Annotated in this window: 14 protein-coding genes; 13 read left to right on the forward strand and 1 reads right to left on the reverse strand. The window is 44.1% G+C overall.

The features are described from left to right. Positions 1 to 255 precede the first annotated feature (255 nt). From J4N23_RS03115 to J4N23_RS21180, 6 genes are all read left to right on the forward strand, one after another. On the forward strand, positions 256 to 633 hold the full coding sequence (locus J4N23_RS03115; RefSeq protein ID WP_207425536.1) for a hypothetical protein: 378 nt from the start codon (positions 256 to 258) through the stop codon (positions 631 to 633). 141 nt (positions 634 to 774) lie between these two features. Further along, a complete protein-coding gene (locus tag J4N23_RS03120) occupies positions 775 to 1,584 on the forward strand; it encodes a glycosyltransferase family 2 protein (protein WP_207425537.1) in 810 nt (269 codons plus the stop codon). A gap of 360 nt (positions 1,585 to 1,944) precedes the next feature. Beyond that, entirely contained in the window at positions 1,945 to 4,446 is a 2,502-nt protein-coding gene (gene nirB / locus J4N23_RS03125) for a nitrite reductase large subunit NirB (protein WP_207425538.1), read from the forward strand. 42 nt (positions 4,447 to 4,488) lie between these two features. Beyond that, positions 4,489 to 4,857, forward strand: a complete 369-nt coding sequence (nirD, locus tag J4N23_RS03130; protein ID WP_207425539.1) for a nitrite reductase small subunit NirD — start codon at positions 4,489 to 4,491, stop codon at positions 4,855 to 4,857. 142 nt (positions 4,858 to 4,999) lie between these two features. Further along, positions 5,000 to 5,950, forward strand: a complete 951-nt coding sequence (gene moaCB, locus J4N23_RS03135; protein WP_207425540.1) for a bifunctional molybdenum cofactor biosynthesis protein MoaC/MoaB — start codon at positions 5,000 to 5,002, stop codon at positions 5,948 to 5,950. A gap of 27 nt (positions 5,951 to 5,977) precedes the next feature. Further along, complete coding sequence (locus J4N23_RS21180; protein ID WP_207425541.1) at positions 5,978 to 7,168, forward strand: molybdopterin molybdotransferase MoeA; 1,191 nt, start codon at positions 5,978 to 5,980, stop codon at positions 7,166 to 7,168. Here the strand turns inward: J4N23_RS21180 and J4N23_RS03145 are convergent, their stop codons facing one another. Next, entirely contained in the window at positions 7,169 to 7,894 is a 726-nt protein-coding gene (locus J4N23_RS03145; protein ID WP_207425542.1) for a Crp/Fnr family transcriptional regulator, read from the reverse strand. Positions 7,895 to 8,465: 571 nt separating this feature from the next. Between J4N23_RS03145 and J4N23_RS03150 the strand changes: the two genes are divergently transcribed. The 7 genes from J4N23_RS03150 to J4N23_RS03180 are packed head-to-tail and all read left to right on the forward strand — an operon-like array spanning position 8,466 to position 19,352. Beyond that, positions 8,466 to 10,013, forward strand: coding sequence for an alginate export family protein (locus tag J4N23_RS03150; protein ID WP_207425543.1), 1,548 nt, complete (start codon positions 8,466 to 8,468; stop codon positions 10,011 to 10,013). 17 nt (positions 10,014 to 10,030) lie between these two features. Continuing rightward, a complete protein-coding gene (locus J4N23_RS03155) occupies positions 10,031 to 11,287 on the forward strand; it encodes a CmpA/NrtA family ABC transporter substrate-binding protein (RefSeq protein ID WP_207425544.1) in 1,257 nt (418 codons plus the stop codon). Positions 11,288 to 11,306: 19 nt separating this feature from the next. Beyond that, positions 11,307 to 12,077: a nitrate ABC transporter permease gene (ntrB, locus tag J4N23_RS03160; protein WP_207425545.1), complete on the forward strand. Its 771-nt coding sequence runs from the start codon at positions 11,307 to 11,309 to the stop codon at positions 12,075 to 12,077. Positions 12,078 to 12,103: 26 nt separating this feature from the next. Then, on the forward strand, positions 12,104 to 12,979 hold the full coding sequence (locus tag J4N23_RS03165) for an ABC transporter ATP-binding protein (RefSeq protein WP_207425546.1): 876 nt from the start codon (positions 12,104 to 12,106) through the stop codon (positions 12,977 to 12,979). Positions 12,980 to 13,003: 24 nt separating this feature from the next. Next, a complete protein-coding gene (locus J4N23_RS03170; protein WP_207425547.1) occupies positions 13,004 to 14,317 on the forward strand; it encodes an MFS transporter in 1,314 nt (437 codons plus the stop codon). Between the two features lie 23 nt (positions 14,318 to 14,340). Next, positions 14,341 to 17,862, forward strand: a complete 3,522-nt coding sequence (locus tag J4N23_RS03175) for a nitrate reductase (protein ID WP_207425548.1) — start codon at positions 14,341 to 14,343, stop codon at positions 17,860 to 17,862. Beyond that, positions 17,859 to 19,352, forward strand: a complete 1,494-nt coding sequence (locus J4N23_RS03180) for a rubredoxin domain-containing protein (protein WP_207425549.1) — start codon at positions 17,859 to 17,861, stop codon at positions 19,350 to 19,352. Before J4N23_RS03175 ends, J4N23_RS03180 begins: the two co-directional genes overlap by 4 nt. The last annotated feature ends 12 nt before the right edge of the window (positions 19,353 to 19,364 follow it).

Genomic DNA, 19,364 nt, shown 5'->3' on the forward strand with positions numbered 1-19,364 from the left:
TGAACTAAAATTAATAACATTTTCGCCACTGCTATGTTAATTTAACAAAACCAGCCAGCTTCTGATTATCGCTTTCGATTTAGTAAAACATAAACACGTTTAGTCAGTGAGTCTGTAATTTGAATTTTTATTGATGCGACAACTTTTTTTTTTACATCTTCACGCCCGGCTAAAAAAAGGTCATTTGAACAGAGTCGCTTTACAACAAAGTGGATCAGTTGGAATTAATATTGATGTAAATACCCGGGAGTCACTATGCTAAATTTGTACCGCCAACTTATTAGTAACAACCTAAACAATACTATCTTCGAGGAACTCTCGGAAGAGTGGATTGAGAGGCTGTCACCAGGAATAAGCGGTGAACTAGTAAATGGATTCTTCAACGCGGGCATTCTCACAGTGAACATGTCAGACTTTAATCGAGACGACTTTTATGATAAAGAAATTAAAAATAAGTTTGAGTATTACTGTGAAAGGCTCTATTTAGAGCTTGCACCTATAATAGAGAAGTGCCTTCGTAGAATGTTTCTTGGCTTTAATGACAATTTAAGTGAATACAAGGTCGTCCTATTCATGGAAGGACGAGAGGAAGATCATTTGGAAGCCGTGAAGTACAATATTCACATTTTTTAGGACTTCCCTTTACAACAGCCCCCTCCTCTAATTCTTCAAACATTTCCCCTATCTTAGAGCCCTTATTATCACAGGATTTGAAACTGTTTTCCAACAAATCAGTAAAAGAACTTTTTAAACGTTAGATATCACACAAAGCGAATGAGGCCTATATCTATACCCCATCACATTTTAAAATTTTGGTCACCCAGCAAAGACACTCAGTCCCTCATTGAAGATACACGAAGAGCTTATCGAGAACTATTGAAGGGAGAACCTGAAGTATCGATCGTGATACCTGCTTATAACGAAGAAGAAAACATTGTACAAACCCTCGCTTCGCTAGCTCACAATAAAACAGAACGGTCTGTTGAAATAGTTGTAGTCAACAATAACTCAAAAGATAACACTGAAGCCCTTGTTAAGGCTTGCGGCATTTCCTGCATTCTTGAGACTACCCAAGGAATTACTCCCGCTAGAAACTGTGGTTTAGCACAAGCACGCGGCAAGTACATTCTAAACGCTGACGCGGATACTATCTACCCAAGCGACTGGATCGAAGAAATGATCAGGCCTCTGGCTACTAACAACAACGTTGCGATAACTTATGGCCGATTTTCTTTCATCCCTATCGGAAACACGGGGAGATTCACTTACTTCTTTTATGAGTACTTTGCAGATTTCACCCGAAGACTCAATAAATATATAAAGGATGAAGCTGTTAACGTATATGGCTTCAACTCCGGGTTCAGGAGAGACCAGGGACTGGAGGTAGATAGCTTTAACCATCCACCGGGAACTAACGAGGACGGCTACCTCGCACTGAAACTAAGAAACAAGGGCTTCGGCAAGTTACATTATGTAACCAACACCAAGGCTTTAGTATGGACCACTGACAGGCGGATCCAGATAGACGGAGGATTATGGAAAGGCACCTCGAAAAGAATCAAAAGAGTGTTACTAAGGAGATAGTCGAAAACCAAACACCAAAAGGAGCATTAGGGAAAAACCAAATGCTCCTTTTTTTTTACAAAACCATCAAAAAATTTCACCTAAATACGAGATAAAAACACAAAACCTAGCGGAACTAACTAAAACTATAGCAACAAAACCAATATTTAGATATAAAAAATTGCAAAATACAGCCATTTTTTACTGATTTAATTTAATTTCTCGTAAAAATTACCAAATCACCTAACTTTTATATGATATATATCATATAATTTGAGCCTTTTATACTACATTTGTTATAAATCAAACGGAAAAACAAGAAGTCGCAGCCTTATTTCCGGGAGAGTAGAAGAAAATAGGTGCTTTAACAAAATTAAAACCATGACAAACGAGAAAGAAACAATCGTAGTAATTGGAAATGGTATGGTTGGTTACAAGTTTTGTGAGAAACTTGTTGCAAAAACAGATGCTTACCAGATAGTAGTTTTTGGAGACGAACCGAGGCCAGCTTACGATCGCGTTCATTTAAGTGAGTATTTCAACGGCAAGACCGGCGATGACTTACTGATGAACACACTCGAGTGGTACTCAGACAAAAAGATTAGTTTACACCTGAACGATCCGGTTCAGGAGATTGACCGACATAACAAAACAGTCCACTCTCTTAAAGGAATCACACAATCCTACGATTACCTTATTCTAGCTACAGGCTCATCTGCATTTGTACCCGATATCCCCGGCGTAGAAAAAGAAGGGGTCTTTGTTTATAGGACCATCGAAGACCTGGAACTGATCAGCGCCTATTCGAAAAAGGCTAAAAATGGAGCCGTAATGGGAGGCGGACTTTTAGGACTGGAAGCCGCGAAGGCCCTACTCGACCTTGGAATTCAGGAAACTCACGTTATAGAGTTCGCACCCCGGCTAATGCCGAGGCAGATTGATTCGGCCGGAAGCAATATGCTTCAAATGAAACTAAGAGCGCTTGGGCTCCAAATTCATCTGAACAAGAGCACGGCACTTATCGCGGGAGATGGAAAAATTGAGGCACTGAACTTTACAGACGACACCACACTACCAGTAGACATGCTGGTTATATCGGCGGGTATTCGCCCACGGGACGAACTCGCTAAGTTAGCAGGATTAGAAGTTGGAACAAGGGGCGGCATAGTTGTAAATGAGCACATGCAAACGTCTGATGCCAACATCTTTGCAATCGGGGAATGTGCTTTGCACAGCGGCATGATTTATGGCTTAGTAGCACCAGGATATGAAATGGCCGAAGTAGCGATTAGCAAAATCGCCGGCGGCGACAAGCAGTTTACCGGGTTCGATATGAGCACTAAGCTAAAACTGATTGGTGTGGATGTCGCAAGCTTCGGAGATCCGTTTATCAACGAACCTGACTGCAGGACAATCGCTCTTGAGGACACCAGCAAAGGCATCTACAAGCGGATCAACATCAGCAAGGATGGAAAAGAATTACTTGGCGGCGTGCTTATTGGCGACGCAGCAGACTACAATATGCTGCTTCAAACCGTTAAGAACAAACTTGCCCTTCCTCCAAATCCGGAAGATCTGATTCTAGGAGCACGAGGCGGAGCCGTAAATGAAGGCGCAGGAGTAATGAGCCTGCCCGACGATGCCTTAATATGTTCTTGCGAATCAGTAACGAAAGGAGACATTTGCTGCTCCGTAAAAGAAGAGGGTGTAACATCGCTGGATGGGATAAAAAAATGCACAAAAGCCGGAACCGGCTGTGGCGGCTGTATTCCGATGGTAAAGGACATCATCACCGGAGCAATGAAAGAGCAAGGCATGTACGTTAAAAACGTGCTCTGCGAACACTTTGACTACTCCAGACAAGAGCTTCTTGATCTGATTAAGATGAACAATGTCCGCAGCTATGACGAAGTCCTGGATCATTACGGCAGAGGCGATGGTTGCGAAGTATGCAAGCCAGCAGTAGCGAGCATTCTTTCAAGCCTCTGGAACGATTTGATCGTCAAACAACAACCCATTCAGGACAGTAATGACAGGTACCTGGCCAACATTCAGAAAGGCGGAACCTACTCTGTTGTACCACGCATTCCAGGAGGTGAAATTACCCCTGAAAAACTGATTGTAATTGGACAGGTAGCAAAAAAATACAACTTATACACCAAAATTACCGGCGGACAGCGCATTGACCTCTTCGGCGCTCACGTCAATGACCTTCCAAACATCTGGGAAGAACTGATCGACGCTGGATTTGAAAGTGGACATGCTTATGGAAAATCGCTTAGAACCGTTAAAAGCTGTGTTGGCAGCACTTGGTGCCGCTTTGGCCTACATGACAGTGTATCTTTTGCAATAGAAGTGGAAGACCGCTACAAGGGAATACGCTCTCCGCACAAGCTAAAAGGCGGAGTAAGTGGCTGCATCCGCGAATGCGCAGAAGCACAGGCAAAAGATTTCGGGATTATTGCAACTGAAAAAGGCTGGAACCTATACATCTGCGGAAACGGAGGATCAAAGCCACAACACGCCCAGCTACTTGCCGCAGACATCGACAAAGAAACCTGCATAAAATACCTGGACAGGTTCCTGATGTTCTACATCAAAACAGCAGACCCGCTGGCGAGAACAGCAACCTGGCTGAACAAAATGGAAGGCGGAATGAGCTACCTTAAAAACGTGATCATTAACGATAGTCTCGGAATTTGCGAACAACTGGAAGAAGAAATACAAGGCTTGATTGACACGTACCACTGTGAATGGGCTGAAGTTGTTAGAAATCCGGAGCTAAGAAAGCGCTTCAGCCATTTTGTAAACGCACCTGAAGAGAAAGATCCAACAGTAGCGTTTGCCCCTATGCGTGAACAAGTGAAAGCTAAAGAATGGTAAAAGTATTTTGAACCTCAGTTTAACCCTTAAAAAAATTTGGTGATGGAAATAGAATTAGCAACAGATCTGAAGTGGATATTAGCATGCAGCACCCTTGATGTTCCTGAGAACGGAGGTGCGTGTATAAAACACGAAGATGAACAGATAGCAATTTTCAATTTCAGCAGAAGAAACGAGTGGTTCGCCACTCAAAACCTATGCCCTCATAAACAGCAAATGGTTTTATCAAGAGGCATGATTGGCAGCACTGGAGATACTTGCGAACCTAAAGTGGCCTGCCCCTTTCACAAGAAAACGTTTTCTTTAGTTACCGGCGAATGTCTAAGCGGAGACGAAGAATATGAAATAAAGACCTACCCCGTTAAAGTAATCGGCGATAAAGTCTACGTGGGGATAAGATCAACAACTTAAAAAAAAGTTGCTGTTGTTAAATATCGTTTCCCGGCAGCAATGCCGGGATTTTTGTTTTTAGAAAGGCACTAACAAAAGACCAGCAACAAAAGCAAAAGCAATTTTCAGTTATATCTTTGCGTAAAGAAAGAAATTAGAATCCATGAGGGATATCGCACACAAACAAATAACGCTGCGGACGGCAAAAGCTACGGGAATCATTTTTTGCTCTGCCGAAACAATTGAGAGGATCAAGAACAATGGCTTACCGAAAGGAAACTTGTTTGATGTAGCGCGGGCAGCAGGGTTTATTGGTGCTAAACTTACCCCTCAACTACTTCCTCATTGCCATCCGGTTACCATTGATGGCATGGAGATTAGCTTTGATTTTCTAAGCCAGGAAAAGCACGCAGAACTTTTTCCTGATGCTGTTTTTTCTCGAATTGGGATCGTAATTTCAGGCGAAGCCAAATCTATAGGCAGAACCGGGATTGAAATGGAAATGCTTACGGCAGTAAGCGTAGCTGCTCTGGAGATCTACGACATGCTTAAACCCGTCGACACCACACTCGAAATTGGACATATTCGACTTTTAGAAAAAAAAGGCGGTAAGAGCGATCGAAAAAAATACTTCAGCACCTCCCCTGTTTGCGCTGTGCTTGTTTGTTCTGACTCTTGCGCCGAGGGAAAAAGGGAAGATCGGAGCGGACAACTGATCAAACAAATGCTCGAAAACATCAAGGCCGAGGTTAAATACTACAAAATCCTACCTGACGATAAAGAACAAATCCAATCACAAATCAAAGAATGGGTTACTGAGGATGTACATTTTATTTTCACAACGGGCGGCACGGGACTAGGTCCCCGCGACAACACAGTTGGTGCTGTAAAGGAAATTTTGGAACGTGACGCGGATGGAATCACGGAGGCCATGCGGAATTTCGGACAAATGCGTACCCCTTTAGCGATGATGAGCCGTGGCGTTGCGGGATCTATTGCTCAAAGTCTTATTGTCACCCTTCCGGGAAGCACTGACGGAGCACGTGAGTCGCTCGAAGCCATCCTTCCTGCAGTTTTTCACGCCCGGAAGATGATGAAAGGCGGGGGACATTGAAACAAATTATCTTAAAAGAAACAAACAGTGACCGACTTCCACGAAGCACAAGAGACCGTAATATCTAAAGCCCGTTCTTTTGGGAGCGAAACTATTAATCTGGAAGATGCAGACGGTCGTGTTCTGGCGGAAGATGTTTTTGCTGATCGAAATTACCCACCCTTCAATCGCGCAGCAATGGACGGCTTCGCGATCAAATACTCTGACTGGGTAGCAGGCAAACGGAAATTCGGGATACAGGAGCTAATTTTTGCGGGAGAACAAGCAAAAACTTCCCTTTCCTCGGGGAATGCTTATAAAATAATGACTGGCGCATCTGTTCCTGAATCTGCAGACCTCGTAATCCGCCGGGAGGATGCCTTGGAAAAGAACGTACAAGAGGTAAGTTTCAACTTGACACAAGTTGTCCCTTTTCAAAATATAGCCAGACAGGGGGAAGATTTAACAGCGGGTGCTCTCGCCATAACTGCTGGCACAATTTGCAATCCCGCAGTAATAAGCACGCTGGCCACCTTAGGAAAATCGTCTATAAGAGTAGCAAAACTCCCCAGAGTTGCCCTATTTACCACAGGCGACGAGGTCAAACCCATAGACTCAGAGTTAAGCCCTGTCGAAATCCGGAACAGCAATCAATGGCTGATAAAATCATTGTTGAAGACTTGGTTGATAAAGCCGCAAAAGATTCAACATATCGCTGACGAAATGAGCGCCCTAAAAGAAACTATCGCTACTGCCATTAATTTTGATATCATTATTATGTGCGGGGGAGTATCTGCGGGCGACGCAGATTTTGTTCCTGATGCATTAACAGCGCTGGGAGTCCAAAAACTGTTTCATAAGGTAGCGATAAAGCCTGGAAAGCCGGTTTGGTGCGGACTGCTTCCCCATGGCGGAATTGTCTTCGCACTACCGGGAAACCCTTTCTCCTGCTTAGTGAATTTCAAGTTACTGATTGAACCCTACCTCCGGTCGTCTTTCGGCCTCGAGCCCTTAAATACTCGAATTCTTCCATTTGAGGGTCAGCGCAAAAGGAAATCTAATTTAGATGAATTTTTTCCAGCAAAAATCAAGGGATTTCCGTCACGCTTAACACCAACAGAGATTAATGGATCGGGAGACATCCGGCTAGGCATCGGCGCTGAAGCTTTGGCCTGTCATTCAAAAAAACATCCCGAACTTGAATCCGGGATGCTCGTCGAATACTATCCTCTCCACTAATTAGAAAACAGGAACAGGAGTATCAGCGATAGAAAAGTCAACATCCTGGGTCAACATCAACAGCCTATTCTCGTCGATGATTTTAATATCTTTACCTCTTGTCTCAATGGCCTTCTCCCCAAGCAATTCATTTATAGTACGAAATACAGTTTCATAAGTAGCCCCGGCGTAAGAAGCAAGATCCTGCCGGGTCAGCTCAAGGCCTATAAACCCATCATCGGTAAGCCCAAACTTTTCTTTTAGCGTTAGCAACGCCTGAGCTACCCTACCCTTCACCGGCATATGAGCTAAATTACGCATCTTCCTTTCAGACTCCTGCAGTTCATCAGCAAAAAACATCATTAGCTTATAAGTAAGTTCGTGATTCACTTTTAGAGTCGCTTCAAAAAAATCTATCGGAATAAAACACACTACACCATTCTCTAGTGCTGTACCGGAAACCGGGTAATATAGATTTGTACCAAGCCCGCGATGACCGACAATCGCACCCTCCTGCGCAAAGCGAATGATCAGCTCTTTCTCTGGCCCCCATTTTTTGTGAACTTTCACACTTCCCTCGTGGACAAAATAAACCCCGGTTACCGGTTCTCCCTCCCGAAATATGACTTCTCCCTTTTTTACATTATAATTTACCCGATGCAAACTCAGCGCCGGATGCCACTCTCTTAAACATGATTTACACAGAAAACATCGATTAAGATCACATTGACTTTTACTCCTCTTCATAGCAACATTCTTATTTTTTAAATAAACGCGAAACAACAAAAGAGAAAAACGAGGGAAACAAAACGATGTGCAACAAAAAAAATCGCCTAAAAATACATTAAAATAAAGCAAAGACGACAATGACAAGCAAAATAAAGCCATGAACCTTAAAAAAACGAAGTAAAACTTCAAAAAATCGGCCTCAATCCGAATAAAAACAGCTAAAATTTCTTACAACTTTCTTCAGACACCAAAAAAATAACACTATTTCCTATTAAAGAAGTGTCAAAATGAAGCTATCTAGCAATTATATCTTTATTAAAATCAAAATTTGCAGCCATTTTCATTAAATAAATCATATTAATTCACTTTTTCTCGTGATAAAATTGACATTAAGTATTAATTACAATAACTTTATCACATTCAAAAAGAGAAAAACAAGCAGAAAAATCAAAAACGATACTAAAAATGATAAAAAGGAGAAGAATTTGAGGTAGAAAAACTTAAAAACCATAAAAAACCCCGAATGGAGGTCGCAGTCCAGCCGGGGCATAAAGTTTCAAGTGCTTTAACAAACTTAAAAACCATTCAAATGTACAAAAAACTTATCACTCACAAATCCAAAGTGAAAGTTGTGAGCGGGATGTCGCTACTGCTCACTATTTCATCTACAACACTTGGCCAGGTTGCAATCGACGGACAACTTCGTGGTCGTGGGGAAGTTAGAAACGGCACAGGAACCCTCAGGCCTGTCACTTACGATGCCGCTGCTTTCATTTCGCAACGAACCCGCCTTAACTTCAACTACAAGTGGACAAGATTGAACTTTAGAGCATCGATTCAAGATGTAAGAGTGTGGGGACAGGATGCTTCGACCATCAGTATGGCCGACGGGAACAGACTCACGGTCCACGAAGCTTGGGCAGACGTTATCCTATCAAACAAAAAAGACTCAACCTTCAAGAGCTCTCCTTTTGAATTTTTAAGTACAAAACTTGGTAGGCAGGAAATTGTGTATGATGACGCCCGCCTTCTAGGCAACCTGGACTGGCTGCAGCAAGGTCGCCGGCATGACGCGGTTATTCTGAAATTAGTGCAAAAGGGGTGGCAAATAGATTTAGGAGCAGCTTTCAATCAAAACACCGACGCATTCAACTACAACGGCACGTATTATACTCCGGCAAACATCAACGCTACCGTCAAAGACAGCAAGGGCAATTTGGTTAACACGCCGACTGGACTCATTCCCCTTGTAAATGCCAGCGGATTGAGTTCAAAAAATGGAAGCCCCGCTTTTAATGGCCCCATATCTACCAATGCAGCCACCCAGAATTACAAGAGCTTCGAGTATCTATACGTGGCCAAAGGCTTTAATAAGCTGAAACTTTCCGGATTGTTTTTCATGGATCAATTCGCCAAGTACAGATTAGACTCGGTAGCAAATAGCGCTGGTTCAGACGCGGCCTATGTTTACGGCAGAAGATTCAATCAAAAAGGCACTAATAATCGATTTACAACAGGTTTATTTCTCACGGCTCCAATTGGTAGCAAAACACAATGGATGTTAAACGCAAGTGCCTACTACCAAGGTGGAAAAGACCGCGACGGACTCGATCTGAGTGCCTACATGGCTACCTTTTCTATAGGATACAACAGAGCACTTTTCAACTACAGTATCGGACTTGATTATCTATCGGGCAACGATGCTTCCACACCCACTACTGAGAACCGCCGGTTTGATCCCCTTTACGGGACGCCGCATAAGTTCTGGGGGCTGATGGATTACTTCTATGCGGGAACAGGAGCGCCTGTAGGCGGACTTAGTAACCCTTTTGCAAAGATCAAGTACAGCAGCAAAAACAAGCGCTTTGTTTCCAATCTGGACTACCATTATTTCGCCTTTGCGAATGACAGACTAGATGCAGCGGGAAATCCTTTGAAAGCCTATCTGGGTAGTGAGATCGACTTTATCAATTCCTACACACTCAACAAGATCACCGCAGTAGAATTAGGTCTGGCTTATCTGGCTGCAACCAGAAGCATGGAATATGCAAAAGGCGTAACCCCGAACTCCACCAAGCTAAACAATACCTGGGCTTATCTTCAAATAAACATCAAACCCGACTTCCTTTCAAAATAATCTAAAACCCACCCGATATGAAACTTTTCAACTCAACGAAAAACAAAATTAAATCCGCAGTAATCCTTTTAGCAGCCATTGCTTTGATTACCTCTTGCGGTACCACCGAAAAAACTGCCTCTTCTGGCAGTGATTCATCCAGCAGCGCAGAACCGATTAGGCTAGGTTTTATTCCCCTCACCGACTGTGCTTCCTTAGTGATGGCAAAAGAACTGGGTTTGTTCGAAAAATATGGTGTAAACGTAGAGTTGTCCAAGGAAGCATCTTGGGCAAATGTTCGGGACAAGCTGTTAACCGGAGAATTGCAGGGTGCACACTGCCTGTTCAGCATGCCGTTCTCTGTGTACACAGGTGTTGGTGGAAAGTCGGGAAGTGTGATGAAGATTGCAATGATTCTTAATAATAATGGTCAGGGAATCACCCTTTCAAATAAATTTTGCGATCTCCTCGGATCCAATGAAGTAGCAAAAGTACAAGGTGCCGTCTCAAAGTTGAACGCACAAAAGCAGTTGCAGTTTGCGATGACTTTTCCTGGTGGAACCCACGATATCTGGTTGCGCTACTGGATGGCAGCAACCGGCATCGACCAAAAAGCTGTAGGTATCAAAACCATTCCTCCTCCTCAAATGGTGGCCAATATGAAGGTGGATAATATGGATGGCTATTGTGTTGGAGAACCTTGGAACGGCGTAGCGGTAAAAGAGAAAATCGGATTTACGCACATCGCTTCGCAGGAGATCTGGCAGAACCATCCGGAAAAAGCACTTGTGGTAAATGAAGCATTTAGCAATGCAAGTAAAGAAGATCTTAAGAAAATAATGAAGGCAGTGATCGAGGCCTCTATCTGGCTCGACAGCCTGCCAAACCGGAAAAAGGCAGCTCAGATCTTATCGCACACACAATACGTTAACGCCCCTGCAGAAGTGATCGAAGCTCGCTTGATGGGCACGAATAACGTGGGATGCAAATTCGGAGACAGGAAATACACCGACTACATGAAATTTTACAACGAGGGGATGACAAACGCACCTCGCAAGTCCTACGGCATCTGGTTTATGACGCAGTTTGTGAGATTCGGTATGCTTTCTACCCCTCCCGCTGACTATAAGGCAGTGACTGATAAAATAGTAATGACCGATCTGTTCAAAGAAGTGGCAGACGAAATAAAGCTTACCGTTCCGGACGACGACATGAAGCCTTTTACCATTACCATCGATAAAGCGGTATTTGACCCGAACAACGTTAACGGATACCTCGCTGCTGCAAAGAAATAAAGAAAAAAATCCGATACCCATGAATAAGAATCTATTATCAGTAGCATATTTTATTGCAGGATTCGCAATATTGTTTGCCGGTTGGGAATTAGCAAGTCTAAGTACGAAGGGGGAGCTTCCCTCCCCTTTCGCTACCATGGCTGTCTTTTTTGAAATGTGGTCCCGACCCTTTTACGATGCAGGACCTAACGACAAAGGAATAGGCATCCAACTACTTGCATCGTTAAAAAGAGTATTCGTTGGTTTCGGCATCGGGACATTGATAGCAGTACCGGTCGGGTTCCTTATCGGTTCAAACCGCATCGTGTTCAACATCCTCAACCCGGTGATCCAGGTGTTAAAGCCAGTATCACCTCTGGCCTGGTTTCCACTTGGACTTGCCATGATGAAAGTATCCGATAAAGCAACCCTGTTCGTTATCATCATCACCTCACTTTGGCCTACCCTGATCAATACTGCTCTTGGAGTAGCATCTGTTCCTCAGGACCATAAGAACGTGGGCAAAGCCTTCGGATTCTCCACCTGGAAATACATCACCAAAATTTTATTACCTGCCAGTCTTCCACTAATTATCACGGGACTGCGTCTCAGCATTAGTGTTGCCTGGCTGGTAATTGTAGCGGCTGAAATGCTGTCAGGAGGAGTTGGAATAGGATTTTTTGTATGGGATAGCTGGAATGCACTCAGCCTCGAGAAAGTTATTTCCGCCATTCTGATCATCGGAATCATGGGACTGCTGCTCGACAAGATCTTCGCAGTGATCCAAAAGAAATTCACCTACGCTATCTAAAACGTAACACTTAAAATTTGATTGAGATGGAAACAGTTGAAATACACACTCCCACAGAAAAAAGCTTCGCAGAATCAGTTATCGCAGAAGCATTAAATACTCCATTAAGTATCGATGTTGACAATGTTACCGTCAGCTTTCCTTCCTCCAAGGGTAAAGGCATTTATACTGCGGTAAAAGAAATCAGTCTAAAAGTTAAAAAAGGAGAGATTATTTCTCTGATTGGCCACTCCGGCTGTGGAAAATCAACCTTAATGGGAACAATAAGCGGAATGGTAAAACCCACTACGGGGACGGTCACCGCGAACGGAAACCGGGTAACAGGTCCTGGTCCTGACCGCGGCATTGTGTTCCAAAACTACTCGCTCCTCCCCTGGCTCACGGTTTTTCAAAATATTTACGAGGCAGTCGACTCTGCCATCAAAGGAAAATCTACCTCTAAAAAAAAAGAACTAGTTGAGCAAAATTTAAAGATGGTGAACCTCTGGAGTCACAAAGACAAACTTCCGGGGCAGCTCTCCGGCGGAATGAAACAGCGTGTCGCCATCGCCCGGGCCTTCGCCATCAACCCTAGTATTCTACTACTCGACGAGCCTTTTGGCGCGTTGGATGCGCTAACGAAAAGCTCCATGCATGTAGAACTTCTCAAGCTCTGGAACCTGGATAACCGCCAAAAGACAATTGTAATGGTGACTCATGATATTGAAGAAGCAATATTCCTGTCGGACAGAGTTGTAGTGTTGAACAACGGCCCGGCGGCCACCATCAAAGAAATTGTAGACGTTCACCTTGAACGACCAAGAAACAAAAAGGATATCGTTCACGATCCGGAATACATGAAAATCCACGACCGCCTCTTAAGCTTACTGATCGACAAATTTTCCATCCACGACATCCATTAATAACATATACAAATACGAAAGGTAATGAATAAGCCACTATCGAAATTAAACATCTTCAGTGCAAAAGGTATACAGATGAGAACGTTTCACATCACCTGGGTTACATTCTTCTTCTGTTTTTTTGGTTGGTTTGGGATTGCGCCGCTGATGCCGGTTGTGAGAGAACAACTTGGGCTGAACAAAGAGCAAGTAGGAAACATTATCATCGCTTCTGTTTCAGCAACAATCATCGCACGATTGGTAATTGGAAAACTATGTGATAGCCTGGGCCCACGCCTTTCATATACCATTTTGCTACTCGTCGGCTCGATTCCTGTAATTGGGATAGGCTTAAGCAATAGCTACGAGAGCTTTCTCTTGTTCCGGTTCATGATCGGGATTATCGGAGCTTCATTCGTGATTACCCAGTTTCACACTTCCATGATGTTTGCCCCAAATGTCATCGGCACAGCCAATGCTGTATCGGGCGGCTGGGGAAATTTGGGCGGCGGGGTTACCAACCTCGCGATGCCTTTGATAGCGTCAGTATTTGTTTCCCTCGGCTTTTCCACAGAAGCAGATTCCTGGAGATACGCCATGATTATTCCGGGTGTGATCCTGATTGTCATGGCTTTCATCTATTTCAAATACACAAAGGATACACCTGCAGGCAACTTCCGTGAGATCAGCAGAGCAAAAAAGGTCAAAACCAAAGGCACTTTCACTTTGGCGATGAAAGACTACCGGACCTGGGCGCTGGCATTTGCCTACGCCGCTTGTTTCGGTATTGAAATAACCGTCGACAATGTTGCTGCAACGTTTTTTGTTGACAACTATAACGCTTCGCTAATCCTGGCCGGCGCACTTGCTGCCTCTTTTGGCCTGATGAATATTTTTGCAAGAGCCCTGGGTGGGTACTTCAGCGATAAAGTCGGACAGATCTACGGTTTAAGAGGTAAAGGTTTATTACTAGGCCTGTTCCTTGTACTGGAAGGGATCGGCATTGCCTATTTCGCCCAAGCCGGATCGTTAACTGCTGCAATTGTAGCAATGTTGATCTTTGCTTTATTTTTAAAAATGGCAAATGGTGGAACGTACTCAATCGTCCCATTTGTAAATAAAAAAGCTATCGGTTCTGTCAGCGGCATTGTGGGAGCTGGAGGAAACATCGGCGCAATGCTCGCAGGATTCCTGTTCAAGGCAACCTCGATCACTTATGCAGATGCTTTTTTGTATCTGGGAATAGCAGTAGTGGTGATCGGAGTGATAATCGCCGTGATTCCATTCGAGACAGAAACTTCTAGAGCAGAGGCAGACGTATTAGATGCCGAACTGAAACCAACACTACAAACTGTTTAATTCACCAAATTCAAGGAGATTGCATGGAGCATAAGAAAGGCGGAAACTCATTCACAAGCACTTGCGGCTATTGCGGAGTGGGATGTGGAGTAGTGGTAGATATTGAGAAAAATGGCTCGATAACGGTAACTGGTGATAAAGATCATCCGGTAAACAAGGGGATGCTCTGCAGCAAAGGGATGAACCTGCAGTACACGGTGAACGATAAAAGCGACCGCTTACTGTATCCGGAAATGCGGTTTAACAAAAACATGCCGAGACAACGGGTCTCCTGGGATGCTGCCTTGGAGCGCACAGCTGCTGTTTTTAAAACCTTTATCGATAAATACGGCCCTGACTCGGTTGCATTTTACGCTTCTGGACAGTGTTTAACCGAAGAGTACTACGTTATCAACAAGCTGATTAAAGGCTTTATTGGAAGTAATAACATCGACACGAATTCCCGCCTGTGTATGAGCAGCGCGGTAGTGGGATACAAAATGTCCTTAGGGGAAGATAGTGTTCCTGTTTGTTATGACGACATCGAACTGGCAGATTGCTTTTACGTGACGGGAGCTAATCCCGCCTGGTGTCATCCCATCTTATGGAGACGAGTTGAAGCCCACAAATCCGCCAATCCCGATGTAAAAATCATTGTGGTAGATCCAAGGGTTACGGATACCTGCTCTGTTGCTGATCTTCATCTTCAGATTAATCCGGGAACAGACGTTACCTTAAATTACGCCATCGGCAGGGCCCTGATCGAGCGGGGCGATATCGACACCGAATTTATAAACAACCACACAGAGGGCTACCTGAAATACCGGGAGATGGTATTTCGGAAGAGTTTGTACGAAGCCGCTATCATTTGCGGAGTCAGTGAAGACGATATCAGGCTGGCAGCCGAATACATCGGGAACGCCCGCGGCTTTCTGACTATGTGGACTATGGGGCTTAACCAAAGTGCCGTTGGCGTAAATAAAAATCTCAGTCTGATAAATCTCAATCTGATCACCGGTCATATTGGCAAGCCCGGTTCAGGTCCGTTCTCTTTAACGGGACAACCCAACGCTATGGGTGGCCGGGAAGTAGGTGGTTTGTCGAACTTGCTTCCAGCACACCGCAACCTGGCCAATCCTCTTCACCGCGGAGAGGTACAAAAATTTTGGGGAAGCGGACCCATCGCTGAAAAGCCCGGCTTAACTGCTACCGAAATGTTTGAAGCCTTGAACGACGGTCGCTTGAAAGCTATTTGGATCCTTTGTACCAACCCGCTCACTAGTTTGCCAAACGCACGTTTCGCGGAAGAAGCGTTAAAAAAGGCAAAATTTGTGGTAGTTCAGGAAATCAGCAATAAGCCTGAAACTTTAAAATACGCAGATGTGGTGCTCCCTGCTGCAGCATGGGCAGAAAAAGAAGGCACCATGACTAACTCTGAAAGACGCATCAGCCATCTTAACAAAATTGTGCCCCCCCCTGGAGAGGCCCTTCCTGATGCTGAAATCATCTGTCGTTTTGCACAAAAGATGGGATTCTCTGGATTTGACTTCGCTTCGTCGGAAGAGATCTATAAGGAACATGCTAAACTTACTGACAAAACCAGTATCAATATAAAAGGGCTGGACTACAGCATAATTAAAGCCAATAAAACCATACAATGGCCATTCAATAAAAGAAATAACACGAGCACTAAGCGGCTTTTCGTGGACAAAAAATTCTATACTCCTTCTCAAAAAGCAATTCTTCATGCACCTGAGGATATTTTCAGCAGTGAGGCCCCTGATGCTGACTTTCCATTTATCCTCACCACCGGCCGTATCCGTGACCAGTGGCATACTATGAGCAAAACAGGCAAGGTAAATAAGCTAAAACAGCACATTTCACAGGCGTTTATCGAAATCCACCCGGAAGATGCAGAGCGATTAGGACTTAAAGAAGGTGAAATAGCGGTGGTGAAATCCCGTCGTGGTGACGTCCGGGTGAGGGCAAAAGTTTCGGCTACGATAAAGCCCGGAGTGGTCTTCCTTCCCATGCATTGGGGTAAAATTTTAGGTAGCGATTTGAATCGTGCCAACAACGTTACCAGTGCTTTACTCGACCCCCTCTCTAAGGAACCCGACTTCAAATACTGTGCAGTTAGCGTAGAAAAATATAAGAAACCGGCACAACGAATTGTAGTCATCGGCGCCGGAGCAGGTGCTTTCGGATTTGTTAAAAGCTACAGGGAAATTAATCAGGACGATCAAATCACCATTTTCAGCAAGGAAAACTTTCCTTTTTACAATCGGGTGATGCTGCCAGACTATATCAGTGGTGAGCAACAGTGGGAACAACTGGTAAAGATGAAAGACTCGGAAGAACCTGAATACAATATCAGGCTTTTAAGAGGAGTGAGCGTGGAGAAAGTAAACAGGGAAGAGAAATACGTTATCGACTCGAGAGGTCAGAAAACAGAGTATGACATTCTTATCATGGCAACCGGTAGTCGTGCAGCAGTTCCGAAGAACGTCCCTTCCCTGCCTGGTATTTTCACGATGCGCAGTCGTACGGATGCCGACAACTTCAAGAAACATATTCCCAAGCAAGCCCATGTGCTGATCGTTGGCGGCGGACTGCTGGGACTGGAAATGGCAGCCTCGTTGCGGGAAATCGGAGTTAAAGTAACGATCGTGCAACGTATTTCACGATTCCTTAATCGCCAGTTAGATGCTCTTGGAAGCCAGTTATTACACGAAGAGATGGTAGACCAGGGCTGCGATATTTATTACAACGACGAAGTTCAACTTTTCTACGGAAGAAATAAATTAACGGGAGTTGGACTGGCAAGTGGCAGAAAGATCGATTGCGATGCCATGATTCTTGCTATCGGAACAGTTCCGAATATAGAATTGGCGAAGGATATAGATCTGGATTGTAAGCGCGGGGTAGTGGTAAACGAAAGACTCCAGACTTCAGATCCATCCATCTTTGCTATTGGAGAAATCGCAGAGTTTGAAGGCACGCTGTACGGTATCACGGCAGCAGCAGAAGAACAGGCAGATGTAGTGGCAAAGTTCCTTAACGGCGATATCGCCAGCTACTATAAAGGCAGCCTCTTCATGAATATCATAAAAATCCAAGGTTTTGATCTTTGCAGCATTGGTTTGCCTGAATCGCCGGATGACAAACACTATGAAGAGATCGTGTTCATAGACAAAGCAAAAAGATATTACAAGAAGTGCATTATCCATGAGGACCGGCTTGTTGGTGCCATATTAATTGGCGACAAAACCGAGTTTCAGGAGTTTCGGGAGCTCATCGGCAAGAAAATCGAACTGAGCGAGAAACGAATTCAGCTGCTAAGAAGCGGTAAAAAAGCAGATCCGGTACTGGGAAAACTGGTTTGCAGTTGTAATAATGTTGGTTCTGAAAACATCAAAAGTAAAATTCAGGCCGGTTGCACAGACCTCAAACAACTTTGTGCCGCTACTGGCGCGGGCACTGGTTGCGGCTCTTGTCGCCCGGAAGTAAAACGCCTACTGGAAGTGAGTTTAGAGGAACTAATCACAGAAAATGCTGTTGTATGAAAGAGATCACCGAGACAAATTATATCATAAAAGTCAACTTGCCCGGCGGCATTGTGGCCGCCGGCGACCTGTTAGAGATCTTAAAAGCAGCAGAGAAAGCGGGCATTACTAAAGTCAGCCTGGGCAATCGCCAGCAACTCTTCTTGAATGTTAGCGAGCAGGAACTGGAAGACCTGGAACACGAATTTCTCATTGCAGATATTGAATACGAGAAAAACGAGGACAGCTACCCAAACATCATCAGTTCTTATGTCTCGGAAGATATCTTCAGTACGTCGAACTGGTTACGGGAAGGAGTATATAAGGACATCCTTGATTTATTTGATTATCAGCCCAAACTGAAAATCAACCTGGCGGATAACAACCAGACATTCATCCCATTTTTTACCGGAAATCTCAATTTCATCGCTTCGGCAGTAAGTAATTTCTGGCATCTCCACATCCGCTTCCCCAAAACAAACACCTTCTTCTACTGGCCCTCCCTGGTGTACACAGAAGATATTCCTTTACTGAGCAAGCTGATAGAGGAGAAAATTTTTGGACAGAAAGAGCTATTCTACGACAAGGAAGGCATCGACGGACAGGAGCTCTTTGACTCTGTTACTTCCGAGAAACGTTTTATAGATCAACCAATCACAGAGCCACTCCGTCTACCTGATTTTCAACTCCCTTATTACGAAGGGTTTAATAAATATGGTAATAAATTCTGGCTGGGTATCTATAAACGCAACGAAGAATATTCGGTAGCGTTTCTAAAAGATATCTGCTCTGTTTGCCTGCAAACTCGTGTGGGGCAGATTTATACCACGCCCTGGAAGTCGCTCATTATAAAAGACATCAACCCGGAAGACCGCAAGCTATGGAACTTTGTGCTGGCTAAGAACCGGATCAACGTTCGCCACGCTTCTAACGAGCTTAACTGGCAGATCGAGGATCAATGTGCCTACGGACTACAGCTTAAACAAAAGCTCGTGAGATACTTCGATCAGGAGGACATTCGAACATTTAAGCTCTGTTTCGCTATTAAAACCAATCCTAAAACGGGCTTGTTCGGATCGGTTATCATTCGAAAACAGTTTGAAGTTGGCCCAGAAGCTCAGGAACAGTTCGACATACTTCACACGCGTGATTTCAATCCCAACTCCAAAGACTTCATCCTGTATCGCAATAACGTTAGCCTCGAAAAATTACCGGAAGAGCTCGCCGGGCTGACCGACTATTTTTATGATCTCCAAATCGGAGACAACACCTTCACGACTACCAGTTTAGCCAATCAGGAGGAGACATCAAACTTCGAGGATGAAAAAGTGTTAATCCATCAGTGTAAACATTGTGGAACAATCTATGACCCAACTTATGGCGACGATCTTAATAACATTAAAGCAGGCACAACTTTTAATTTTTTACCGGAAGCCTATAGCTGCCCTACCTGCGATTCTCCAAAGTCAGATTTTTTAGAGGTAGATAAAAATTCATTGGTACATTTGTGAGAGATGGATTAC

Source organism: Pedobacter sp. SYSU D00535 (genome assembly GCF_017355855.1).
Taxonomy (GTDB): Bacteria; Bacteroidota; Bacteroidia; order Sphingobacteriales; family Sphingobacteriaceae; genus Desertivirga.